This is a genomic window from Bacillus altaicus (assembly GCF_042136375.2).
GTDB classification, from domain to species: Bacteria; Bacillota; Bacilli; order Bacillales; family Bacillaceae_G; genus Bacillus_A; species Bacillus_A cereus_U.
The window spans coordinates 904,313-928,133 of the sequence record NZ_CM143394.1 but is presented as its reverse complement, the minus strand read 5'-3'; the positions used below and the strand labels follow the sequence as shown (position 1 = coordinate 928,133).

Below are 23,821 nucleotides of genomic sequence, written 5' to 3'. Positions count from 1 at the left end.
TTATTTTCTATCACGATTCGTAAAAGACAAAGGGAGAGAATAAAAATGACAAAGACAAAATTTGAAAAAGTACTCCTCATCGTAAATCCGAAAGCAGGACAAGGTGATTTACATGCAAACTTAACGAAAATCGTACCACCTCTTGCTACGGCTTTTCCTGATTTACGCATCCTTCATACGAAACAACAAGGTGATGCAACAAAATATTGTCAGGAGTTTGCTAGTAAAGTAGATTTAATTATCGTCTTTGGTGGTGACGGAACTGTATTTGAATGCACAAATGGCTTAGCCCCTCTTGAAATTAGACCTACACTTGCAATCATTCCAGGCGGAACTTGCAACGACTTCTCTCGCACACTTGGTGTTCCGCAAAATATTGCAGAAGCAGCAAAACTCATTACAAAAGGACATGTAAAACCAATCGATGTCGCAAAAGCAAATGGACAACACTTCTTAAACTTCTGGGGTATTGGACTCGTCTCTGAAGTATCAAACAATATTGATGCAGAAGAGAAAGCAAAGCTTGGTAAAATCGGTTACTATTTAAGCACCATTCGAACTGTAAAAAACGCTGAACCATTCCCAGTAAAAATCACTTACGACGGACAAGTATATGAAGACGAAGCTGTACTTGTTATGGTTGGAAACGGCGAATATCTTGGCGGTATCCCGTCCTTTATCCCAAACGTAAAATGTGACGACGGAACACTTGATATTTTCGTCGTAAAATCAACAGGCATTCAGGCGTTTAAAGATTATATCGGAAAGAAATTATTTGAAGACTCAAATGAAAATGACATCTTCCACGTAAAAGCAAAATCCATTCATATTGAAACAGAAGAAGAAAAAGAAGTAGATACAGATGGAGAAAGTTCGCTTCATACACCATGCCATATTGAACTATTACAAGGGCACTTTACGATGATTTATAATCCTAATGTTGTGTAATAGAAAAAACGAGTGATATCACTCGTTTTTTCTATTCTAATCTAATTATATCGTTGTATAATTTCTTGTATTTCTTTAACTCTCTCTAAAGTAATTCCATTTCTTTGTTCCAGCGCAAGAGGATGATCAGTCGGTTCTAATTCGATGAACGGAGCCATTCCAACTTCTCTTATATGTATATTTGTCTTTAAATTTAGTGTTTCTGAATAAACTGGTATTTCTACAGATAACCAGCCAAAATAAGGATCACTATTTTCTCGTCCTCTTTCATCCCACTTTTCTAGTACTTTATCATAACTTTCTTTACTAAGTGATACCCACACAGTCCAGATAAAACTTTCATGGTAATCAATTATAGGAAGCTCTAAACATCCCCTAATAAAGTAATGTTCATCGTCCATTACGCAAAGATCTGATGTTAAATGGAAGCGTCCCTCTCTTTCATGAGGCTCTACCTCGTAATAATAATATGGTGCTTCACTTCCGTAACATAAAGGGAGTGTAAAGCGGTTCATTTGTATCTTTTCTCCAGACTTTCTTCTTCTTTTCATCTCGCTCTCCTATCCATGTCATACACAAAATTTATCTACATTTTCCAGTGTGTATTAAAATACTTAATCTTCAATATCATCTAATTGAGTCTTATAACATTCATCACACTCTATTGCAGTAGGAAGAATGCCTCTTTCATCAGGTAACAAAACTCTTAAAACCTCCCGATCTAGCTCTATGAAAGACTTCATACTAACTGGATAGCCTTCAATAATATTTGTGTACTCTATTCCTTGTTCAAACTTTTTTCCACTCTTTATTTCTTCTATTATGGAACAAAAAACACCATGTGCTACTTCAGGATCCATATTTAATGTTATTTGTAAATCTTGATGACTAAAGTTTTCTCTTAGACCATGCGTATGATAATTAGCATGAATACCATCAATATCCTCTGCTAACACGATATGCATGTGCCACCCATACTCTTGTAGCATGTTTTCTTCCCATGCATCTGAACCCTCTTCTAAATCTTCATTAAGTAAATTCGGATCATACCACACATCCTCGTAATCTCTAGCAATTAAAAATCTCCAACCAGGTGGTAATCCTAAATACTTCTTTATTTCAGGTACCCATTCATCAATATGTTGAACGTGTAAAGGAAGAAAGAAATCTTCTTCTGTCCCCATTTCTTCACCAGCCCAAATGTACCAACCTGTCGTTCCGTTTTCTACAGGCATTCGTAACCCATTAATCGGAACGATACCACTTTTCACATTTTGCGCTATTCCTAATTTCAAGTCATTCGGGGATTCTACATACTCTGCTCTATATTTGTCGCATATACTCATTTGCTCTTTTATGTATTTTTCCATCCTTTTAGCACACTCCCAAACTTCTGAAATATAGATTTCTTTGCCGAAGCACTCTCTAACTTCCATACCCCGCACGGATTATAAAATGGATCCTCTTGTTCATAGCGTTCATCTATATAATGAGCTAGACGATACATTGGGGAATCTTCTGTGAAACTAATTGTATCTCCATCTTTCAAATTAGGTTTTTCGAATATATTATGTAGGTTAAAATCATTTAATAAATCTACAGCTACTTCCGGATCTATTCCTCCGTCTAAAACAACATCTGGTAGATTAAATGCTTGCATTCCACACGAATAATAACCGCCCTCTTCATCTCCTACTAAAGTTACAAGGTGTGAGTACATAGGGAATATTTCCTTATCCTCTGCAAGCTCTTTCCATTCTTCTTTCGAATAAGCTACACCTGCTGTTTCAACTTTTAAAGCAAGTCCACCAATATTTAAGAGTTCCATTCCTACATCAATCACTTCTTGTAACCTCTCTGTATCGTCAACTTTCGCAATAACATACACTGTATAAGTATGCTTCTCCAATTCCCGAAGCAATTCTTCATCAAAACGCTCACCGCTTGCATAGAAGAAAGCTTCTCCTAAAGATGTGTCTTGTTCATATACATCAATTTCAAAAACAATCTCCTTCTCCTTATGGTGCATAATATTCCCTGCTAACATATAGTTACTCTTACTCGCAACTTCTTGTATTAATTCTGTTCTATCTTTCCATAAACCAGGTACTCCAATAACGATTTGTGTCTCCATTAACATGCTCCCTTTTCAATTAAAATCACTACAATATTTTTGGATGATAAAAAAGTGTAGCTGAATTACTTAGCTCATTCTACTAATCTTCTTTGAAATCCTTAAGAAATATGTAGCAAATGTTTCTAATATATTGCTCTATATTATCCTCCAGTTATTTCTATCTTGCGATTTATACTACCTATTAATTAGCTCTACTCACTTTTATTAAAAATTTAATGAATTCTAGAAAGAAACTCAACTAAAAAAAATAAAATTTTAAAGAAAAATACCTATTCCGACTCTTTACTGACACTTTTCCATTTTCTATTTCATAATCAATCAAAATAAATTACAATATATTAATACAAAAACACATTGTAAACAAAGTGTAATATCCACCTTATTTATTAGTATTAAATAAGGTATTCACAAGAAAATCAAACAAAAAATCCCTTGTCAAATTGAATTATTACCAAAGTGTTCAACGATGATTTATAATCCTAAGCTTGTATAATCACTATTTCACTATAACTTTAATAATTACTAAACTTCGCATTTTTCAAAAAAATATAGTATGATGAATAAATAAAAGGTTGTTAACAAAAACGTTAACAACCTTTTTTGTTTTTTCTAAAAAACTTTTCAATTTAAAGGAGCGATCACATGTATTGGAGAAAAAATGATAAACCTGTAGAAGAACCAGAAGCAATTGCTGTGTGGGAATGCGAAGCAGACGACTGCCTTGGATGGATGCGTAAAAACTTTTCTTTAGAAGATAAGCCACAATGTCCGTTGTGTAAAGGCGACATGAAAAGCAGCGAACGATTACTACAGAAGTTATAATACCTTTCCCTCTTTATCTTTTATATACTGAAAAGATAGAGGATTTTATTTCTCCTTATCTACAGTACAAGTTGCTTCCTAATTATAAATAATGAAAGAAGCAGCTATTACGTAGAATAGCTGCTTCTTTCAATCTATAACTTCTTCATCGCTATAAATTCCATATAATATTCCCCTAAATTTATCTCTATTCATCATCCCCCTTACTCACTACATACTACACTTCTTTCGGAAGAACAATTTTTTTATACAATTGAACTGTAATGAAATAATAAAACACATAAATGACTAAGAAAATAATAATCGGCAGCCAAATACGGAAATATGGATTATCTATTAAGAACGAGAACATGCTCATTCCGACTAATACGTGCATTATACCTACGATCGCTGGGAACAAGAAAACTAAAAGTAACTCTTTATAAATTGATTTCGTTAATAGCTCATAACGCACACCAATTTTACGAAGCATTTGATAGCGAATAATATCTTTTGAAGCACCAGAAAGAATTTTAAACATTAAACAGCTTGCCAGCATCGCTAAGAAAGCTATGCCTAAGAAAAATCCCATAAATACTGTTCCACTGTAAGTACTGTAATATCCTTCATACAGCATATATTTACTCAAAAGATGTACTTCTTTCATATCTTTATATCTAGCTAGCTCTAATTCATCGATTTTTTTCCATTCTTCTTTATACGTTATAAAATTGTCCGTTTTCCCCAGTATTATAATTTCTTCTTTACCTTGTATCCCGTCATACATCTTTTGATCTACAATTTGTATCTTTTGACTAGGATTCATATATGTCTTTTGAAGAGACCTTAAAACATTTCCCCACTCTTCTGGAATTACATTGGTATTATCCTCATTTTTTTCTTGGCTATGACTTAAAACGGCTCCCACAATTAGCTCCCTCGAAACAGGAACGAATCGGCTACTATTCTCGTCTTTTCCAGTACGTGTTAGCGGACGATTTCTTTCTAAATCTTCTTTCAATTGATAAATAAACTGCTCATCTACTTTGTATCGATATTCATTCTTTTCTTTAAATGTAATACTATCTAATATTTTCTTTTCTTCTGCTGTGGGATTTTTAATTTCGACATCATAGTATTCTGCACTCTCCACCATATTTGTGACATTATTTTTTAACGCCATACCACTGGAGATTGCACCTGCACCGAGAGCCACTAACATAGCAACTGTCGCTAATACTTTCGTTAAACTATTAATAGAAAAACTTAACTGTGCAAACGTAAACGCATTGATTCCTTTTTCACTACGATTTTTATTCGCTTTTAGTTTGTTAATAATAATGGGAAGGAATGATGCAAATAGCATATAAGTTCCTAGTGTTACTGTAATTGTAGCAATGATAAATCCTGATTCCTTTAACTCTTTCATATAAATCATCGAAGCATAACCAACTGCTAATAAAATAATTGATAAAAGTGCTACTATATTCGTTAGTTTTCCTTTAATAGGCGTACGCTCTGTGTGACTATTGGAGTGAACGAGTTGTAATAGCGAATTACGCACTAGTTTCATACCATTCATAATTGCGGACAACATAAATAATGCAATGAAAAAGATGAAAGTAACAATAATTGATGGTACATAAAATGCATGATAACCACCGCCAGTAAATTCTAGTTCCTTCATCAGTAAATGTCCAACGCCTTGCGCCAAGATTATACCGACTATCACACCTACTATAAGAGATACTATTCCTAATACAATTGTTTCAATAAACATGAGCAATGTAATTTTATGCTTTTTTGCCCCTAATACCATATACATACCAAATTCTTTTTGCCGAAGTGATAATAAAAATGAATTGGCGTATAAAATATAGAATAATGTAATGAAACCTAATAAAAATGATCCTGTTTGGAAGACTGAAAAAATTCCATCCATGGAATTTCCTTCGATAAACGTTTTATTTAACGCTAACGTTTGAAACATATAAAAAATTGAAATAGACATAATAAGCCCAACTAATAAGACCATATAGTCTTTTCGTTTACTTTTTAGTCCCGACATGGAAAGTTTGAATAACATGTTGAACCTTCTTTCTTATGCTTTTTGTGTGCCTAAATCTGCAAGCACATCTAAAATTTCTTTATAAAACTCTTCACGAGTACCTCTGCGATGAATTTCTTTATACAATTCTCCATCTTGGATGAATAAAATACGTCGGCAATAACTTGCGCTTAATGGATCGTGTGTAACCATCATAATTGAAACATCCTGTTCTTCATTTAAGTTGGTCATCGCCTCTAATAAACTTTTCGCATTTTTAGAATCAAGCGCTCCTGTTGGCTCATCTCCTAAAATTATTGCTGGCTCATGTACAAGTGCACGAGCCGCCGCCGAACGTTGTTTTTGTCCACCAGATACTTCGGACGGATATTTTTGAAGAATCTCTGAAATTCCTAACATCTCTGCTACCTTTTTCACCTTTAATCCAATTCTTTTCGAATGAACACCTTGCAGAGAAAGCGGTAATACAATGTTTTCATAGATTGATAAATTTTCAAGTAAGTTAAAATCTTGAAAGATAAACCCTAGTTTCTCTGAGCGAAAATCAGATAATTCCCCTTGCTTCATTTTCGTAATATCTGTTCCAGCAATTTCAACAATTCCACCTGTCGCTTTATCTAATGTAGAAATTACATTCAATAATGTTGTTTTCCCTGAGCCAGATGGTCCCATAATTCCAACGAATTCACCCTCTTGAATCGAGAACGATACATTCTTTAGTGCATGTGATTGACTCTCACCTTTTCTACCGTATACCTTTTGTACATTCTTTACCTCTACAACTGATGCTGTCATTTATATGCTCCTACACTTCTTTTTCCTATTTTTATTTTCCTTACATATTTTCCGAGCATTTCTTAACCCATTTCTAAGTATAGATAGCATTTCTTAATAAATAGCAGCGGATATTCTTAACATTTCTTTAAGAATATGAAAAAGCCCCAAAGCTAGTAGCTTGGGACTTTTGGTTTCTATATTCTATTTTTGAGTAAGAAATAAAGACTTTATTTCTCCTCTTTAATCTTAATTTTTGCTTGTTTCTGAAGAACTGCATCTTCCATTTTATCTATAGATTTATGAACTGATTTTACTTCTTCTCGTGCTTTTCCAAAAACTTCTTTTTCTTTGTTCCATACTTTTTCTTATTCCTCTTAATCTTACTCTACCTAAAAAAAAATGATATTCATCTCTTCTTCACTTTTAATAGACACTATTCTTTGCTACCCTTTAGGTTCTACTAAAATGACATCTTCTAAATCATATAAATTCGCCTTGGGTTTTGCATAAATAATATGTGCAAGACCATATTTATCGGGCTCTTGATCTATTACCTCTGCTACTTCAAGACCAGGTGGTATTTTCCGGCTCAATTCAGAGGTAATAATGCTATCACCTATTTTTATTTCTTTCGCTTTATCTGATGGAATATTATTAATTCGAAGAGCTTGTTTTTCCTTATCATACCCTGTGACAAATCCTAAAATGGATGAGTTATTTTGGAAGGTGATTGCTAAACGATTTGTTCGTTCATCTTTCGTAATTAATTTCACAATAGATGTAAATTGATCTACACTCTCTACCTTTCCAATAAGACCACTCACCGTCATAACAGCCATATCAACCTTTACACCATGTTGTACCCCTCTATCAAGAGCGATTTTTCCATACCAATCTTCTGCTACACGCCTTACTACTGTAGCTTGAATTAAATTATATTTTCCTTGTTCCTTTAATTCTCTCGTCTTGTTGATAAGCTTAGTAAGGTTTTCTTTCTCCTCACTTAACATTTGCACTTCACTCTTTAACGATTCTTGGTTCTCGATTTTTTCTTGCAATAATTGATTCTCTTTATATACTTTATAAATGTCTTCTATATTGTGAATAATATTTTGTACATGCCTATTATTCGTACATACATACATCATCAATAAAACAAAAAGAATAATTGAAAGAAATAATAATATTCTCCTCTTAGAAACCTGCATAATCATCCTGTTACTCCTTACCATTTTTTATCTACACAATATAGAATACTAGTAGTTGTATACAGAAGAAATGCAGTTTAGATAAAGTTCAGATAATCTTTATCTTCTTTATAAAAAATTTAGAAATCATCATATACTGCCATTACATTTGAAGCTTGATCGTTACTTTATCTATTGAATACAACTTATCATTTCTATAACTAGACATGCTTTATTGTTACTTTTTCTTTTGCTTTAGCGGGCATTTCGTCACCTTGTATTTCTTCCCATTTCATACCATAAGTCCCTTTAGACTTAATCTTTACATATGCTCCTATTCGTAAATGTTTTGAAGAAGTCATCATAATTTTTTGTTCTTTACCAGATTCATCATATCCTTTAAATTTATAGTTCCATCTACCAAAACCATTACTTTTGGCTTCATATTCCCCATCACTGTCGACAACAGCATAATAAATATCTTCTTTAATAAACGGATTGAGTTGATCTACAATCGGTCCACCTTTCACTACAAGTAATGTAACTCCAACTATAATCAATACGATAAACGCACTTAATTTTTTCATATAACTTTCGATTCTCCACTTCTCTGTTTTATTAGTCAACGTCCACCTGAATGATGGAATAAGCCTCTCTCTAAATCAATAGCAACACTATCACTCATTCTTCCCTAATTAGAAGGTAACCGATATTTCTAATACCCTTCTAATTAAATTGGCAATAAGATAATAAATTGAATAACCCCATTTTCATATTCCGCTCGAATTTCTCCTTTGTGCAATTCAACAATGCTTTTTGCAATTGCAAGCCCCAAGCCTGAACCTTCTACAGCTCTACTTCTCGATTGATCTTTTTTATAAAAACGCTCAAACAAATTCTCCAATTCTGTTTTTGTAAATTCTTCACTATGATTCGCTATAGAAATTTTGATATGCTGTTCTTCTCTTTGAAGTGAAACTTGAATTTCTGCTTTATCTATACTGTATTTAATTGCATTTATTAAGAGGTTTTCAAACACACGCACCATTTTTTCCGAGTCCACAACGGCATATATACGATCTTCCTGAAATTTTTTCACGAATGAAAGATTATGTTCCTCCGCTTGTGGTACTAGCTCTTCTATTAACTGATCAAGTAGTTCATTCATACACACTTCTTGTGAATCTAACACCATATTTTCATCTGTTAGTTTTGTATACTCAAACAAATCCTCTATTAACATCTTCAACTGCTCTGATTTTGAAAAAGCAATTTTTATATACTCATCATGCTGTTCTTTATTTTCATATTTCGCATCACCTAGTAAGCGTAAATACCCCATAATAGAAGTAAGTGGTGTTCTTAAATCATGTGATACATTTGTAATCAATTCACTTTTTTGTTTCTCTATTTGTTTTTCTTTTTCTATATTAGCCAAAAGTTTTTCTGCCATTTGATTAATCTTTGAAGTTAATACACCTATTTCATCTTGACCTGCCTGTTTGATTTTATATTGTAAGTTCCCTTTCGAAAACTCTCTTACTCCTTCTGCCATTGCTTCAATTTGATTCATCTTCCTTTTCGTTATATAAAAGAAAGAAAGTAGAAAAGTAATAAAACCTAGTAAAGATGGAAATGGACTACTACCATTCACTACATACTTTACATTTCCTTGTGGTATACCACTTGCAATGATATACATATTTTTCGTATTAACAGTAACTGGATAAAAGGTTGTAAACTCCTTACGCTTTTGTTCAGCTCTATCTTGAATTAAATTGTGTGCCTCTACATATCGTACTTGATCCATTTTAAAATCCATTACATTACGCATCGTCTCATGAAGATTAATCTGTTCTTCCGGTGCTCCCTTTGTTTTATAAACCACTTTCCCATTCTCATCTATTATTAAAACCTTCAATTGATTTTGATGATTCAATTGATCAAGCTGTTCTTGTATATTAATTTCCTTCCCTTCTTCCGTTATACTTTCAACAAGTCTTTGTGTCTGTCCATCAATGGCTTCCATACCTGATGCATAATCAATGATAGAAACTTTATTCGTATCCTCGAAAAAGGAGGATGAAGACCACCCTACTAATACACCAAGTAATGTACAGAAAGTAAATGTAGCAATCAACTGTACACGTATACTCTTTTGCAAATAACTAACTGTTTTACCTATCATTTTTTTAAAAACTTGATTCATCCATATTATCGGTTCAAATATCTTTCTCAATCTTGTAGCCAACTCCCCATACTGTTTTAATGTAACGAGGCTTCCTTGGAATTGCCTCTATCTTTTCACGTATTTTCCGAATATGTACCATCACAGTATTATCGGATTGGAAAGCTTGCTCTTTCCATACTCTTTCATAAATTTGTTCTGCATTTAATACCATTCCTTGATTTCGTGCAAGCAATTCTAATATCTCAAACTCTCTCGGTGTCAATTTCACCTCTTCATTTGCAATAATGACCTGCCGCGTTGCTATATTTATCTTTATATCTCCAACTTCAAATACATTTTCATCTTTTACACTTGCCCCGCTCATTTTCATATATCTCCGAAGTTGTGATTTAATACGAGCAATGAGTTCAAGTGGATTAAATGGTTTTGCTACGTAATCGTCTGCTCCAGTTGTTAACCCTAGAATCTTGTCCATATCTTGCGTTTTTGCCGACAGCATAATAATGGGCATTTCCGCTATTTCTCTCACTTTCATACACATATGAATACCATCTATTTTCGGCATCATAATATCAAGTACAATTAGATGCACGTCTCTTTTCCTTACTATTTCTAACCCCTCTTCACCATCTCCAGCTTGTAATACTTCGTAACCTTCATTCTTCAAATAGATGGCGATAAGTTTTCTAATTTCCTTCTCATCGTCCACGATAAGTATCGTTCCTTTACTCACAAAATCTCCTCCAGCATCATTTACCAAACTATGAATGTTGCTTTATTTCACTCACTACTGCATTCTTCTTATGCATATACACATAAGAAATACTAGAAACTATGATAACGATGCCACCCAAATATATACCATACTCGGTCACAAGGGTTACTATCATTTCTATATGCTTTCCAAATATAGAGCCTAGTACAAAGTAAACTAACGTCCAAACAAATCCTGTTACATATGAATAAATCGCATACGTTTTAAATGACATGTTATTCATTCCTACTAAATACGGTACGATATGTCTCACAACGGGGATAAAATAACTTATTACTAATGCATAATGACCATATTTCCCTACTATCTCTTGTGATTTTAAAAGGTACTTCGCCTTCTTCTTTTTCATCAATTTTCCAAGCACTCTTATGCCAAATATTTTCCCTAGTATGTAACCTAAAGAAAGCCCAGATACAACGCCTAAATATGTTAATAAAAACGTAGGAATGACACTTAATACGCCTAATGAAGATACAAATCCACCACTCATTACAATCATTTCATCTGGAATCGGCATACCGATAATACCAAGCCATAAACAAAAAAATAGTGCCCAATAACCATACTGCTCAATGTATGATATTAATTCATGTAGCTCCATTATGCATATGCTCCCCTTAGCTCTTTTTTACAGCTAAAGACGTAGGCTGGCGGGAAATTAAACCAAACTTTTTCTAGTGTAATTTCAGGGAAGAAATGCTGTATAAATCCTTTTTTTACAAGTGAATATTGAAATGTAATGAATTCACCACTCTCATGTATCGCTTCCATTGCGTTGTTTAAAATGCGTTTTGAAACCTCTTCTGGTAAAGATGTGAAAGGCAATCCTGATAAGACGTAATCAATGCATTCTATATTGAGCTCTTCCATATACGTCTTTATATTTTCAGCTGAACCATGTACAACAATGACATTCTGCTCATCTTTAAATTTTCTCTTTAGCTCTTTGAAAAACACTTCATTAATTTCGATAAGAAGAAATATTGTCTCCTTCTTCTTTCGCTTCATAATTTCTTTCGTAAAGACTCCTGTACCAGGACCTAATTCCACAATGCACTTCGCTCTATTAAAATCAATTACATCTACCATTTTCTTTGCTAATATTTTTGAACTTGGCGTAATCGCACCAGTATGTTTCGGGTGTTTAATAAATTCATGTAAGAATGTTATGAGTTGCATGTAAATCTCTCTCCATTCGTTCAATAGTTTTTAACTTGTGTTTAAGTATAACTATCGTTTCTTAATAAAAATTGAGGAGATTTCTTAAGATTTTATGAAGAAATCAAAAAACAGCTACCGCTTATAGCGATAGCTGCCCCTTTATTACTTCGCGCTCACAATCTTATAATAAGAGCGAACTGTTAAGAAGTAATATCCGATATAAATAACGCTGTATACTCCGATACTAATTAGAAGCGGAATCATAATTTCAAATGGTAGTATGTTCCCTAAACCTTTTAATGCAAACAAACTGTGTAGAATTCCGATTACTAGTGGAATTGCAAAGATAAAGCTCACTTGTTTTGCAATAGCTTTTTTCATTTCTTGTTTCGTTACACCGACTTTATGAAGGACAACGTAACGCTCACGATCTGCACTTGCTTCTGTTAGCTGTTTGAAGTAAATAATAGAACCTGTTGCTAGTAAGAATACAAGTCCTAAGAACATTCCGATGAACATCATTAGTCCAGTTGCTTCAAGTCCCATATGGAAACCAGTATAGAAGTCTCTAAATGGTGGTGCCATTTCTGATTCACCAGCTGGCATCACTTTTGTTAATTTTTCTGTTAATACTTTACTGTTTCTTTCATCTTTTACATCAATATTTTTTACAACACGTGTTCCAAATGCTTGCTTCGCCTGTTCATACATTTCATCTGAAACGACAACAACTAATTCACCTAAGTTCGTAATTGCATTATTATTTGCACCTTGGATCGTCAATGTCTTCGTTTCATTTCCAATTTGGAATACCGCTTTATTTCCTTTATATTCAGGGCTAAACTCATATCCTTCAATATAAGAACTATCATATATAAATGCTTCGCCAGTAGCTATATTTACTGTTTCCGCATCAATTTTTTTCGCAAGTTTGTTGAATTCAGATTGAGATATAAACTGATATTTCTCTGAAATCGTGTAATTCATATTAAGAATGAAATCAACTTTATCTCCTTCGAACTTCCCTTTGACAGGAACCGTTTCAATTTCAAATTGATCTTTTACAGGGTGATCCTGCTTCTCCTCTGCAAGAATCGTATTTACTTTCTTATCCAGTTCTACATCTTTTCTCTCATAAGAGTAACTGTATGGCATGGCTGCTTTTGATTGCGTAAATGTGTTGTAATACATCGTAACTGACGTACCAACCGCTGTTAATGTTACTGCACTTAAAATAGAAATTGTCGCAAGTGACTTTGCATTTCCTTTAATACGATATAGTAACTGTGACGTCGTTATCATATTCATACCGTTATAAAACGATGATTTATTATTTCTTGCACGTTTCAATACGAATACTGTAAAGAACATAAATAGTAAATACGTACCTAATACTGTCGCAAGTAATATATAAAGTGCGACTGCCATAAAGTTTGCATACATAACTGCCTTCATAAACATTAACGCTAAGAAATAACCTGAGCCGATTAAGAAAACTGAAATTAACGCCATAATTACGGATCCTTTTGGCATTGCTTCTCCTTCACGTTCTGCGCGGAAAAGTTCAATTAACTTAAAGCGATAAATTAAACGATACCCTTGAAGTGATGTATATAAAATAATCACAAAGAAAATAATTGCTGTATCAACAATTGCAGCCATCGGTACTTCAAAATGAACATTTAAATTTAACCCCATCATACTTACTAGTAGTTCAAGGAATAGCTTTGAAAGGACGCTACCAATCGCAATCCCAATAATTAAAGACATTAATCCCATTAACATATTTTCATAAAAGAGCATTTTACCAATTTGTTTTTTACGAATACCGAGTAACGAATATAGCCCAACTTCTTTTTTACGTTTTCGTGTAAAGAAACCGTTCGAATATATAATGAACACCGCTACGAAGATAATTAGCATGACACTTGAAACTTGAAATGCACCGCTAATTTTTTTAGAAGCTTCCGCAGCTTTTTCCATTTGCGAATTATACTGCAACGCCTTAAATGTAAAATAAATGACGATGCTAAATATCATAGATGTAAAATATACAAAGTAGTCTTTAAAGTTCCGCTGTATGTTGCGGAGGGCAATGCTAGATAAGGTCATCAGCCATACCTCCAGAAATGGAAGACATTACGTCAACGACTTTTTGGAAGAACTGTTTACGTGTTGATTCACCGCGGTGCAATTCTTTATATAACTCACCATCTTTAATGAAAATAACTCGTTTACAATAACTCGCCGCAAATGCATCATGCGTTACCATTAAAATTGTAGAATTATCATATTCATTTAACGACTTCATACTTTCTAATAAATCTGTCGCTGATTTAGAATCAAGTGCTCCAGTCGGCTCGTCCCCAAATATCATACTAGGACTTGTAACGATCGCACGCGATGCTGCGCAGCGCTGCTTCTGTCCACCAGATACTTGATATGGGAACTGACTTAAAATATGATCAATACCGAATTTCTTTGAGATTTCAAGAACGCGGCGATCAATCTCATTCGCTTTCACCTTCGATAACGCAAGAGGTAACGCAATATTCTCTTTCACCGTTAACGTATCTAATAAGTTATAATCTTGGAAAATGAACCCTAAATGATCACGGCGGAACAACGCCAGCTTATCATCATTCATCTTCACGATATCTTTTCCATCAATTAAAATTTCACCGTTCGTCGCATTATCAATTGTAGAAAGGACATTTAAAAGAGTCGTCTTCCCAGAACCAGAAGGTCCCATAATTCCAACGAACTCTCCTTCTTTCACTTGTAAGTTAATACCTTTTAAAGCTGCAAATTTATTCCCACCTGTGTCATACACTTTTTCAATATTTTTTGCTTCTAACACTGTTTTCATCTCGACATCCCTCATTTCTTCTATTCTCTATTTTCAACTATATACACTCTCTACTCTTGCCACTATCGATGTTTCTTACACAAACATGACAGTTATGTAAGGCACATAAGCGGAGAAATCAAAATTTAACCTAATGAGCTAAAGTACTTTGTTACTATAACATTGGGATATCATGCCATCCATTCATTCTCCTTACAGGAACATTACAATTTTGTAAGGTTAAAAATGCCCCCTACAAAGTTGTGCATGAAATGTCGGATGGAGCTATTTTGTTCCTGATATTCTATTTATAGAGGAGGTCATATAATGGATTCACTTAAAAATATGAATGCGGCAATGCAGTATATTGAAGACAACCTTACACACGAAATTGATTTTAAAGAAGTCGCAAAAATAGCTTTCTGCTCCGAATATCATTTCAAAAGAATGTTTTCTTTTTTAGCTGGCATATCACTATCAGAATATATTCGCTGTAGACGTCTTACTCTTGCTGCTTTTGAACTAAAAGATAGCAATGTAAAAGTCATTGATGTCGCTATAAAATATGGATACAACTCACCAGATTCATTTACACGTGCATTTCAAAACTTGCACGGAATAACGCCTTCAGAAGCTCGAAGTACAATTCGTTCTTTGAAATCTTATTCACCAATGACCTTCCAACTATCCATTCAAGGAGGAAATGAGATGAACTATCGAATTGAAGAAAAAGATCCATTTCAAATCATTGGCATACAAAAACGAGTACCGATTGTTTTTAACGGTGTAAACGAAGAAATTGCTTCTATGTGGAAAAGTTTAGACAGCCAATCGATCGACATATTAAAGTCCCTTTCAAATATTGAACCTACAGGAATTATTAGTGCTTCTACGAATTTTTCAGAAGGAAGAATGGAGGAAAAAGGAGAACTCGATCACTATATTGGAGTAGCTACGACAAAAGGTTGTCCGGAGCAATTCAAACAACTTGAAGTCGCAGCTTCAACATGGGCTATATTTGAAGCTGTCGGTCCATTTCCTGATGCATTACAAAATGTGTGGGGACGTATTTATTCCGAATGGTTCCCTTCTTCGAACTATGAACTAGCGGAAGGACCGGAAATATTGTGGAATGAAAGCAAAGATGTATCCTCACCGAATTTCAGAAGTGAGATATGGGTACCTGTTTTAAAAAAGTAATATAAAGTTCTAAACCTTTTCAAAATAAAAGCTGCTCTTCCTCTTTACAGGAAAAGCAGCTTTTTATTTTATCCCGCATTAACTGGCAGTAAGACTCCCACCTCAAAATTCGGCGAATGCAAGGAAGTTAGGTGGGAGATAACTGCCCGTAAACGCCCAATTGGTGAAGGCTAATAATCAGTGGGGGATGAACAAAACCCCCACTGATTAAAGTTTCACTTTATACTTCTTCTCGATTCGTTCTTATACAAGAAAATAGTAATAATCGCAAGCACTATAATAACTACAAAAGTAAATACTCTGTAGTTCGAGATCGTAGCAGTACCGATTAAAAAGGCAGGTATAACAGCCGTAATTAAACCACCAAACATACCGACAAACGATCCTATGCTTTGTTTTACTATTTGAGTTTCTGATACCCAATCATAATAACCAAATCGATTATTAATAAAAATCCCCCATACTGCCGAAAAGAATGAATATGTTATCGGTGTTATTACGACTAAAAGAGAACTCCAAACATCTAGTTTTAATCCTATTATCAGTAATAAAGCACTAATAAGTGATGCAGGTATACTTAATGAAAGATTCATAAGAATTTTACTGTCATAAATCATCTTTGGCGCTATAGGCAACGACTTAATAATCCATACATTTTTTCCTTCTAATGACAATGACACACATGTTGTACACGTCATCGAAATCGCTGCTGCAATAGCAAATGGAGCAACCTTTTGCAACAGGGTCTCAATTCCAGGGTACTCTATTAATTGACTTGGTCCTACTACAACTATAGCTAGCGCGAAAGCTAACGCCATCACGACTCCCATTCCACTGTTTATCACATACACTGTAGAAGAAAAGAAACGCTTTAGTTCTTTTTTATACAGCGCGACCAATACACTTTCTTTTCTCATACTATTAATCTCATAATTTGAAAGCATATGATAAGTGGTAATCCCTGTGTTTATTTGCTTATATTTTAACGAAAGTATTTTTACAAAAAGATAATACCAAATAACCGATATCCCAACAAACAGGGTGAAAGCTACAAGATCAGCATGAACAATTGCTTTTTGAAACATGTTAGCTAATGGATACACTTTAGTTAGTTGCTCTGAAACAATTGCACCAATCCCATTCATATCATTAAGGCTATATTGAGCATTTCCGTTTTTTAGCATAAAGAAGCCGAATGTAATCATTACTATAAAACTTAAAATCGTAGTTATTTTATTCGTATTTTTAAATTTAGAAGCGATTGCCGTAATCATAGCTCCAAAGATCGCTGCGATTGTTGTTGGAATTAAAGATGCTATAAACATACTGATGAACCACATAAAGTAAAAAGAAACTGATGGATTCTCATGTATGCCATAAACAACTCCCATTGGTAGCATGATTATGATTGAAAAGATCGTATTCAGCAAATATAAATACAAAAACCTACTTGTAATAACAGTACTTACACGAATCGGTAATGACATTAAAAGATCGTAGTCCTTAAAAGCAAAAATCTCTCCATTTGCCTTAAATATAGTGAAAAACAACGTCAATACACTGCTAATAACTAGTGCATAAACTGGGATAATTTCACTTATTCCTAGTTTCACCAACCCATATGCTGAGGCTCCGCAATATAGCATTAACATGACACCCACCAAGGCAATAGATGCTGTCAGCAAAATTTTATTCTGCTTCTTTTTCTTATCTTTTTCATATTTAAAAGTATTTAAACCAAGCTGCGTTATCAACCGGATTTTCAAAAGACCTAGACTATTAGTATTCATTAGCAAGCTCCTTCATAAAGAGCTCTTCCAATGATCCTTCCTTTATTAAAGAATTCACTTCCCCTGAAAGTGCTAATTTCCCTCTATTAATCATCGCTATTTTATTACATAACTTCTCCGCCACATCTAAAACATGCGTAGAAAAGAAAATCGCACTTCCCTTTTCACAAAGCTCCTTCATAATACCTTTCAACACTACAGCAGCCTTTGGATCAAGACCAACGAAAGGTTCATCTAAAACTAATAATTTCGGTTTATGCAAAACCGCTGATATAATCGCCACTTTTTGTTTCATACCATGTGAATAAGAAGATATTAAATCACCTAGGTACGGTGTAATCTCAAAAGCATCTCCATACTTTTGTATCTCCTTTTCCCGATCTTTTGCAGACACCTTAAAAACATCCGCAACAAAGTTTAAATATTGAATCCCTGTTAATTGCTCATATAAATCGGGATTATCAGGAATGTACGCCATCACTCTCTTACATGCAATCGGATCCTTTTTTACCGAATGTCCATCAACAAAAATTTCACCCTCTTCAAAATCTATAACTCCTACTAACGACTTAATTGTTGTACTTTTCCCCGCACCGTTATGTCCAATAAATCCAAAGATATCTCCTGCTTGAACAGTAATATTTAACTGATCTACTGCTTTTTTTCCACCTTTATATGTCTTGCTAAAATTTATAATTTCTAACATGTGATTTCCCCCAAACTATCTTTATAACTGAATTTTCAGACTCGAAACAAAAAAATTACTCAGTAAGCTTTTCATTCTCCCCACTGAGTATTAAATCGCTTAACACATAGAAACTATAACTATAAAATTTGACTAACACAGCTCACAATTGCATTTCTTTTTTATAAATAACATAAGAATATAAATTCGTTATGATGACAGCAACTACTATAATTCCAAGCATCATATACGATCTCCAATCAACTGGAGCGAAAACACTTATAATCATAATGAGTCCTAAAGCTACAAATACTTTCCCACTAAATCGATGTGTTTTCCGCCATACTTCTTCATTACTTAACGTCCAAGGATTACGCATCCCAACGAAAAAGTTAGGCTTACACTGCGGTAAATAATTACCCATCACTAAAAATAAAACACCAACTAATAATTCTGGGACTCGATTAATGAATAAATTATATCCTAGTCCACTTGTAATAATATCTATATTTCCTACAAATAGTAGCAGGAGTATCCCGTTATTCATCATCATAAAAGCTTTAGAAAATTTCTCGTAATTTGCTTTCCTTGGATCAATCTTTGGTATCACATTTAGAAATACATATAACGCAATCATAATTCCAACCATAAAAATCATTCCGTAAAGTTTAGAAGAATAGCCATCTACCTTACCACCACTCCAATGTGTCGCGATTGTATCCGGTAAATGTGGCCAAGCAAACGCCCATGCGATACAAGTTATAAGAACTAATATAATTGCAAAAAGATGTTTTTTCATTTCCCCTCTTCCCCCTTATTCGTAAATGTAAACACCCAGGTCAATAAATCTTGAAATACAGTTGTGTTTAAAGAGTACATAACAAATTGCCCTCTTTTTTCATCTTGGATAAGTTCAGCATTTTTAAGCGCATTTAGGTGATGAGAAATACTTGGCTTTGTCATATTGAACTGTTCAGCAATTTCGCCAGCTGTTAAATCGCCTTCTTTTAATAAATCTAAAATTTTTCGCCTTGTTGGGTCTGCTAATGCTTTAAATGCTTGATTCAATGTCTTTCTTCCTTTCACTAATTAGACATTTAGATATTTATCTAAATGTTAAAATGATTTCAGTCAATTGTCAATTATATATGAGGCCCTTTTTACTTTTTCCACTTTTGACCTATATGTTTACTCTTTCGTCATATAAATACACCACAGCTATGATATGTATGACAAACAGGAAAGCCTATTCATTTGATTTCTTTGTTTTTACTTCGTACGGGGCAAAAAAAGCTCTGACCGCTTCTATGCATGGCTGGCTCCTCTCTCTCCCCTAAAAAGACAAGTTCTATATTGTTTTTAAAATCTTTATATTTATATAGCTCTCATTTCAACATAATGAAAAGACTTGAAACACATGATACACTATAGCTACAATTGTTTTTTTAGGAGGAATATACATATGTATAAAATTTTAATCGTTGAAGACGATCCAAATATTTCAACATTACTACAATCTCACATTCAAAAATATGGCTATGATGCTGTTGTTGCAGAGAACTTCGATGATATTATGGAATCGTTTAACGCCGTGAAACCACATCTTGTTTTACTTGATGTAAACTTACCGAAATTCGATGGTTTCTACTGGTGCCGTCAAATCCGTCATGAATCTACTTGTCCAATTATTTTCATTTCAGCTCGTGCTGGTGAAATGGAACAAATTATGGCGATTGAAAGTGGCGCGGATGATTACATTACGAAACCGTTCCACTATGACGTTGTAATGGCAAAAATTAAAGGTCAATTACGCCGTATTTATGGTGATTATGCACCAAATATTTCTGAACGTATCGTTGAAGTAGAAGGTTTAAAACTATTCCCTGAACGTCCAGAAATTCATTTCGGATCTGAGCAAGTTCTTTTAACAAAGAAAGAAGCTATTTTAGCAGAAATGCTATTATCTAAATTCCCTCGTACAGCAAGCCGTGAAGATTTATTAGCTGCCCTTTGGGATGATGAGAGCTTCGTTGAAGAAAATACATTAAACGTAAACATTACGCGTCTTCGTAAAAAGTTTAATGAGCTTGGTATTGAGAACTCTATTGAAACAGTACGTGGACTTGGATATCGTTTTAACACAACTTGGAGTGAATAAGCATGAAGCTATTTTTACGTGATCATTTTGCATTTTTTCTACTATATGTATTAAACTTCGGAATCATTTTCGTTCTCTATGATGCAGTAGATGGATTTCAAAATAATAAGTTTTACTTCATCGTTTTAAGCTTATATTTATTCATCTGTTTCCTCGCTTATCGTTACGTTCGTAATCGTAGAATGTACCACAGATTAAGTGAACCACCAGAGAAAATGGAAGATGCGTTTATTGAAAGAGCGACTGCTCCTATGCCCCACGGTGTAAACGAGCTCGTTCGTACGCAATATCGTCTATTCCAAAAAGACCTACAAACATTTGAAGTAAAACAGCAAGAACACCAATTATTTATTAACCACTGGGTACATCAAATGAAAACGCCCGTTTCTGTTATGCAACTTATGGTGCTTGAAATGGAAGATGAACATTTAATCCCGCAATTTAAAAAAGAATTAGAGCGACTAAATCAAGGACTCGATATGGCTTTATACATGGCAAGGTTAAACAACTTCCATGAAGACTTCCATGTTGAGACCGTTTCATTAAAAGATGCTGTAACAAAAAATATTAACGGATTAAAAGAACTATTCATTCGAAACGGGGTCTTCCCTGTTTTAGAAGTTCATTCAGATTTAAAAGTTGCTTCTGATGCGAAATGGCTAAAGTTCATCATTTATCAGTTAATGACAAATGCTGTTCGTTATTCTGGTGAACGCGGAAAGAAAGTTTTCTTATCAGCTTATCGAAATGGAAAAGATATCATTTTGGAAGTTCGTGATGAGGGCGTTGGTATTCCGCAAGAAGATGTTCGAAGAGTATTTGAACCATTTTACACTGGGAAAAATGGTCGTACATTCGGAGAATCTACTGGTATGGGACTTTATATCGTAAGTAAAATTTGTGATTATTTAGGTCATTCTGTAAAACTAGACTCTGAAGTTGGTAAAGGAACGACGATTAAAATCATCTTCCACAACGCTGCAAACAATCAAGCAGAAAATACGGAGAAGGTGACCAAAGCATGATTGGAACATATGCTAGCAAAATGTATGAGAATATACTCTCATACATTTTTTGCAATAAAACTGCATATTGGCCTTCTAACGGGAGGTACATATTATGACATTTTGGCAATTTGCATTTAAAAATGTAACGCGCAACTCAAGAGCTTATTTTGCCTATTTTTTAAGCAGTTCCTTTTCCATTGCTGTTTTCTTTTCGTTTGCTGTTTATTTATTTCATCCGAAATTACAAAATTTCAGTATGATCTCTGAAATTTCAGGATTAATGATTTTTTCAGAAGTTGTCATTGTACTGTTCTCTTTCTTCTTTTTACTATATTCAATCGGATCGTTTTTAAAAGTTCGTAAAAAACAATTTGGTATTTTAACCGTTTTAGGTATATCGAAAAAGCAATTACATCGTCTCGTTTTTACGGAAAATATGTTAATTGGTATTTTATCTATCTTTTTTGGTATGCAGTTTGGGCTTGTCTTTTCGCAATTTTTCTTATTAGTGACGGCGAAAATTACGCACGTACCAGGGATATATTTATATATACCTACGAATGCTTTCATTTTAACAACGATTGTGTTTCTTGGTCTCTTTATCGCTGTATCTGCATTCACACCAATGCTTATTCGAACAAAAAAAGCATTGCACCTTTTAAAAACAAACAATGTAAAACAAAAAGAAAGAAAACCATCCATATTAATTTCTCTGTTTGGTGCTATCTGTTTATTAGGTGGTTATATTTTAGCTGTAAATCCTAAATATTTCTTTTCAGTAAACCCGCAAGTAGGCGTTATATATATGGTTTCAAGTATTTTTGTGATTCCAGCACTTGTTACAATTGGGACATATTTTTTCTTTTCTCAAATTAGTTTCTTACTTATTTATATTTTAAAGAAAAGAAGAAGTTTTTATATGAAACGGATTAATATGCTTTGGATTTCTGATTTAGCAAGTCGTATTCGAACAAATATTAATATGCTTTTTATTGTAGCGATGCTATCTACAGTAGCCTTCACAATGATTACATTTCTATATGGATTTGGAAAGTTTACAAAGCTAGATGTTACGAGAAGTTCACCTTTTCCATTTTCTTATTTTTCATATGACGCAAATCCTTTTGCTAACAAGCATTTAACTTGGCTTGAACAGCAGTTACAAAAAGAAAATTTCTCTTATAAAAAGATAGAAGCTGATTTATATGAAACACCACTGAAAGAAGATGCAGGTATAACGACTTACAATGACATCTATGCAATGAAACAAAGTGACTATAATAAACTTGCAGCTTCCCTGCGAATGAAACAACTATTCATGAGCGATAACGAAGCATATGTCTTAAGCGGCAGCGCTTATTTCACCTTATTCAGCCAATTTGATCCAAGCTTCAATAGAAAATCCATTACACTTTCTAGCACAAATACGATATTACAAGTAAAGGGCTATGAACAAGCAGGGGCCATTCCATCTAACTTTTCATATCAAACTTTAATTTTACCTGATATTGTTGTAAACAACTTACCAAGTACAACAAAGCATGTATCAGCGTACAATTATAACGTACAAAACTGGGAAAAGACGTATGAAATTGCTAATGATTTTATGAAAAAAATACAAAAAGATCGACAGGAATTCCAATACGAAGGCCCCCTTATACACTCCTATGAATCAGCAGACTCATTATATAGAATCACATCAGGAAGTGCTGCATACTTCCTAATCGGGACATTCTTAGGTGTCATTTTCTTTATTGGAGCAGGCAGCGTTCTTTACTTCAGAATGTATACAGATTTAACAAACGAACAAGAAAAATATGTAGCAATTTCAAAAATTGGTGTAACAAATGCAGAGATGAAACGATCTGCAACCATTCAACTTAGCATTTTATTTTTCGTTCCATATGTTATGGCATCCATTCATACAATGTTCGCAACAAAAATGCTTCAAGATGTAATTGATTTATCACTATTCAAAGAAATTTCAGCCGTTCTTATTATTTTTGGCATAGTTGAAATCGTCTTTTTCTTATTCATTCGTTCCTTTTACATGCAAAAGTTATCAGAGTATACGAATGGTTAAGTTTT

At 33.8% G+C, this 23,821-nt stretch carries 23 protein-coding genes; 6 read left to right on the top strand and 17 right to left on the bottom strand.

Annotated elements, in window-relative coordinates; genetic code table 11:
• The first annotated feature begins 45 nt into the window (after positions 1–45).
• The gene (locus tag ACE38F_RS04805; protein ID WP_375370092.1) at positions 46–948 is read left to right on the top strand and encodes a diacylglycerol/lipid kinase family protein; all 903 of its coding nucleotides are present in this window, start codon (positions 46–48) and stop codon (positions 946–948) included.
• Between the two features lie 41 nt (positions 949–989).
• On the opposite strand, the gene ACE38F_RS04800 is transcribed toward ACE38F_RS04805, so the two are convergent.
• From ACE38F_RS04800 to ACE38F_RS04790, 3 genes are all read right to left on the bottom strand, one after another.
• A complete protein-coding gene (locus ACE38F_RS04800; protein ID WP_375370093.1) occupies positions 990–1,499 on the bottom strand; it encodes a DUF2199 domain-containing protein in 510 nt (169 codons plus the stop codon).
• 63 nt (positions 1,500–1,562) lie between these two features.
• On the bottom strand, positions 1,563–2,318 hold the full coding sequence (locus ACE38F_RS04795) for a DUF4262 domain-containing protein (RefSeq protein ID WP_375370094.1): 756 nt from the start codon (positions 2,316–2,318) through the stop codon (positions 1,563–1,565).
• Positions 2,303–3,082: a DUF4261 domain-containing protein gene (locus ACE38F_RS04790; RefSeq protein WP_375370095.1), complete on the bottom strand. Its 780-nt coding sequence runs from the start codon at positions 3,080–3,082 to the stop codon at positions 2,303–2,305. The genes ACE38F_RS04795 and ACE38F_RS04790 overlap by 16 nt, the downstream gene beginning before the upstream one ends.
• 645 nt (positions 3,083–3,727) lie before the next feature.
• On the opposite strand from ACE38F_RS04790, the gene ACE38F_RS04785 reads away from it, so the two are divergent.
• A complete protein-coding gene (locus tag ACE38F_RS04785; RefSeq protein ID WP_002067775.1) occupies positions 3,728–3,907 on the top strand; it encodes a cold-inducible protein YdjO-related protein in 180 nt (59 codons plus the stop codon).
• Between the two features lie 217 nt (positions 3,908–4,124).
• On the opposite strand, the gene ACE38F_RS04780 is transcribed toward ACE38F_RS04785, so the two are convergent.
• From ACE38F_RS04780 to ACE38F_RS04735, 10 genes are all read right to left on the bottom strand, one after another.
• A complete protein-coding gene (locus ACE38F_RS04780; protein ID WP_375370096.1) occupies positions 4,125–5,972 on the bottom strand; it encodes an FtsX-like permease family protein in 1,848 nt (615 codons plus the stop codon).
• 15 nt (positions 5,973–5,987) lie between these two features.
• The gene (locus ACE38F_RS04775) at positions 5,988–6,749 is read right to left on the bottom strand and encodes an ABC transporter ATP-binding protein (protein WP_375370097.1); all 762 of its coding nucleotides are present in this window, start codon (positions 6,747–6,749) and stop codon (positions 5,988–5,990) included.
• 425 nt (positions 6,750–7,174) lie between these two features.
• A complete protein-coding gene (gene mreC, locus ACE38F_RS04770; RefSeq protein WP_375370098.1) occupies positions 7,175–7,945 on the bottom strand; it encodes a rod shape-determining protein MreC in 771 nt (256 codons plus the stop codon).
• 194 nt (positions 7,946–8,139) lie between these two features.
• Positions 8,140–8,505: a YxeA family protein gene (locus ACE38F_RS04765; RefSeq protein WP_215569360.1), complete on the bottom strand. Its 366-nt coding sequence runs from the start codon at positions 8,503–8,505 to the stop codon at positions 8,140–8,142.
• Positions 8,506–8,648: 143 nt separating this feature from the next.
• Complete coding sequence (locus ACE38F_RS04760; protein ID WP_215598000.1) at positions 8,649–10,157, bottom strand: sensor histidine kinase; 1,509 nt, start codon at positions 10,155–10,157, stop codon at positions 8,649–8,651.
• Entirely contained in the window at positions 10,141–10,842 is a 702-nt protein-coding gene (locus tag ACE38F_RS04755; protein ID WP_215557613.1) for a response regulator transcription factor, read from the bottom strand. The genes ACE38F_RS04760 and ACE38F_RS04755 overlap by 17 nt, the downstream gene beginning before the upstream one ends.
• Before the next feature lie 28 nt (positions 10,843–10,870).
• Entirely contained in the window at positions 10,871–11,485 is a 615-nt protein-coding gene (locus ACE38F_RS04750; RefSeq protein ID WP_375370099.1) for a DedA family protein, read from the bottom strand.
• Entirely contained in the window at positions 11,485–12,063 is a 579-nt protein-coding gene (locus tag ACE38F_RS04745; RefSeq protein ID WP_215579940.1) for a class I SAM-dependent methyltransferase, read from the bottom strand. The genes ACE38F_RS04750 and ACE38F_RS04745 overlap by 1 nt, the downstream gene beginning before the upstream one ends.
• A gap of 144 nt (positions 12,064–12,207) precedes the next feature.
• A complete protein-coding gene (locus tag ACE38F_RS04740; RefSeq protein WP_375370100.1) occupies positions 12,208–14,157 on the bottom strand; it encodes an ABC transporter permease in 1,950 nt (649 codons plus the stop codon).
• Positions 14,144–14,914, bottom strand: a complete 771-nt coding sequence (locus ACE38F_RS04735) for an ABC transporter ATP-binding protein (RefSeq protein WP_078184703.1) — start codon at positions 14,912–14,914, stop codon at positions 14,144–14,146. The genes ACE38F_RS04740 and ACE38F_RS04735 overlap by 14 nt, the downstream gene beginning before the upstream one ends.
• 306 nt (positions 14,915–15,220) lie before the next feature.
• Between ACE38F_RS04735 and ACE38F_RS04730 the strand changes: the two genes are divergently transcribed.
• Positions 15,221–16,093, top strand: a complete 873-nt coding sequence (locus ACE38F_RS04730) for an AraC family transcriptional regulator (protein ID WP_375370101.1) — start codon at positions 15,221–15,223, stop codon at positions 16,091–16,093.
• A 215-nt stretch (positions 16,094–16,308) separates the two neighbouring features.
• On the opposite strand, the gene ACE38F_RS04725 is transcribed toward ACE38F_RS04730, so the two are convergent.
• The 4 genes from ACE38F_RS04725 to ACE38F_RS04710 form a co-directional block, all read right to left on the bottom strand.
• Positions 16,309–17,883 carry a putative ABC transporter permease subunit gene (locus ACE38F_RS04725; RefSeq protein ID WP_375370102.1) on the bottom strand — a complete coding sequence of 525 codons (1,575 nt, stop codon included), beginning with the start codon at positions 17,881–17,883 and terminating at the stop codon, positions 16,309–16,311.
• Positions 17,873–18,589, bottom strand: a complete 717-nt coding sequence (locus ACE38F_RS04720) for an ABC transporter ATP-binding protein (protein WP_088293106.1) — start codon at positions 18,587–18,589, stop codon at positions 17,873–17,875. The genes ACE38F_RS04725 and ACE38F_RS04720 overlap by 11 nt, the downstream gene beginning before the upstream one ends.
• 142 nt (positions 18,590–18,731) lie before the next feature.
• A complete protein-coding gene (locus tag ACE38F_RS04715; RefSeq protein WP_375370103.1) occupies positions 18,732–19,367 on the bottom strand; it encodes an SdpI family protein in 636 nt (211 codons plus the stop codon).
• Positions 19,364–19,636: an autorepressor SdpR family transcription factor gene (locus ACE38F_RS04710; RefSeq protein ID WP_002089211.1), complete on the bottom strand. Its 273-nt coding sequence runs from the start codon at positions 19,634–19,636 to the stop codon at positions 19,364–19,366. Before ACE38F_RS04710 ends, ACE38F_RS04715 begins: the two co-directional genes overlap by 4 nt.
• Positions 19,637–20,030: 394 nt before the next feature.
• Between ACE38F_RS04710 and ACE38F_RS04705 the strand changes: the two genes are divergently transcribed.
• The 3 genes from ACE38F_RS04705 to ACE38F_RS04695 all read left to right on the top strand — a co-directional run bounded on the left by ACE38F_RS04705 (position 20,031) and on the right by ACE38F_RS04695 (position 23,816).
• On the top strand, positions 20,031–20,726 hold the full coding sequence (locus ACE38F_RS04705; RefSeq protein ID WP_375370104.1) for a response regulator transcription factor: 696 nt from the start codon (positions 20,031–20,033) through the stop codon (positions 20,724–20,726).
• A gap of 2 nt (positions 20,727–20,728) precedes the next feature.
• Positions 20,729–21,751, top strand: coding sequence for a sensor histidine kinase (locus ACE38F_RS04700; protein WP_002034498.1), 1,023 nt, complete (start codon positions 20,729–20,731; stop codon positions 21,749–21,751).
• A gap of 94 nt (positions 21,752–21,845) precedes the next feature.
• Complete coding sequence (locus ACE38F_RS04695; protein WP_375370105.1) at positions 21,846–23,816, top strand: FtsX-like permease family protein; 1,971 nt, start codon at positions 21,846–21,848, stop codon at positions 23,814–23,816.
• The last annotated feature ends 5 nt before the right edge of the window (positions 23,817–23,821 follow it).

Excerpts from the sequence above, each read along its gene's own strand:
- ACE38F_RS04805 (WP_375370092.1), top strand. The coding sequence starts at position 46 with ATGACAAAGACAAAATTTGAAAAAGTACTCCTCATCGTAAATCCGAAA.
- ACE38F_RS04800 (WP_375370093.1), bottom strand. The coding sequence starts at position 1,499 with ATGAAAAGAAGAAGAAAGTCTGGAGAAAAGATACAAATGAACCGCTTT.
- ACE38F_RS04795 (WP_375370094.1), bottom strand. The coding sequence starts at position 2,318 with ATGGAAAAATACATAAAAGAGCAAATGAGTATATGCGACAAATATAGA.
- ACE38F_RS04790 (WP_375370095.1), bottom strand. The coding sequence starts at position 3,082 with ATGGAGACACAAATCGTTATTGGAGTACCTGGTTTATGGAAAGATAGA.
- ACE38F_RS04785 (WP_002067775.1), top strand. The coding sequence starts at position 3,728 with ATGTATTGGAGAAAAAATGATAAACCTGTAGAAGAACCAGAAGCAATT.
- ACE38F_RS04780 (WP_375370096.1), bottom strand. The coding sequence starts at position 5,972 with ATGTTATTCAAACTTTCCATGTCGGGACTAAAAAGTAAACGAAAAGAC.
- ACE38F_RS04775 (WP_375370097.1), bottom strand. The coding sequence starts at position 6,749 with ATGACAGCATCAGTTGTAGAGGTAAAGAATGTACAAAAGGTATACGGT.
- mreC (WP_375370098.1), bottom strand. The coding sequence starts at position 7,945 with ATGATTATGCAGGTTTCTAAGAGGAGAATATTATTATTTCTTTCAATT.
- ACE38F_RS04765 (WP_215569360.1), bottom strand. The coding sequence starts at position 8,505 with ATGAAAAAATTAAGTGCGTTTATCGTATTGATTATAGTTGGAGTTACA.
- ACE38F_RS04750 (WP_375370099.1), bottom strand. The coding sequence starts at position 11,485 with ATGGAGCTACATGAATTAATATCATACATTGAGCAGTATGGTTATTGG.
- ACE38F_RS04745 (WP_215579940.1), bottom strand. The coding sequence starts at position 12,063 with ATGCAACTCATAACATTCTTACATGAATTTATTAAACACCCGAAACAT.
- ACE38F_RS04740 (WP_375370100.1), bottom strand. The coding sequence starts at position 14,157 with ATGACCTTATCTAGCATTGCCCTCCGCAACATACAGCGGAACTTTAAA.
- ACE38F_RS04735 (WP_078184703.1), bottom strand. The coding sequence starts at position 14,914 with ATGAAAACAGTGTTAGAAGCAAAAAATATTGAAAAAGTGTATGACACA.
- ACE38F_RS04730 (WP_375370101.1), top strand. The coding sequence starts at position 15,221 with ATGGATTCACTTAAAAATATGAATGCGGCAATGCAGTATATTGAAGAC.
- ACE38F_RS04725 (WP_375370102.1), bottom strand. The coding sequence starts at position 17,883 with ATGAATACTAATAGTCTAGGTCTTTTGAAAATCCGGTTGATAACGCAG.
- ACE38F_RS04720 (WP_088293106.1), bottom strand. The coding sequence starts at position 18,589 with ATGTTAGAAATTATAAATTTTAGCAAGACATATAAAGGTGGAAAAAAA.
- ACE38F_RS04715 (WP_375370103.1), bottom strand. The coding sequence starts at position 19,367 with ATGAAAAAACATCTTTTTGCAATTATATTAGTTCTTATAACTTGTATC.
- ACE38F_RS04705 (WP_375370104.1), top strand. The coding sequence starts at position 20,031 with ATGTATAAAATTTTAATCGTTGAAGACGATCCAAATATTTCAACATTA.
- ACE38F_RS04700 (WP_002034498.1), top strand. The coding sequence starts at position 20,729 with ATGAAGCTATTTTTACGTGATCATTTTGCATTTTTTCTACTATATGTA.
- ACE38F_RS04695 (WP_375370105.1), top strand. The coding sequence starts at position 21,846 with ATGACATTTTGGCAATTTGCATTTAAAAATGTAACGCGCAACTCAAGA.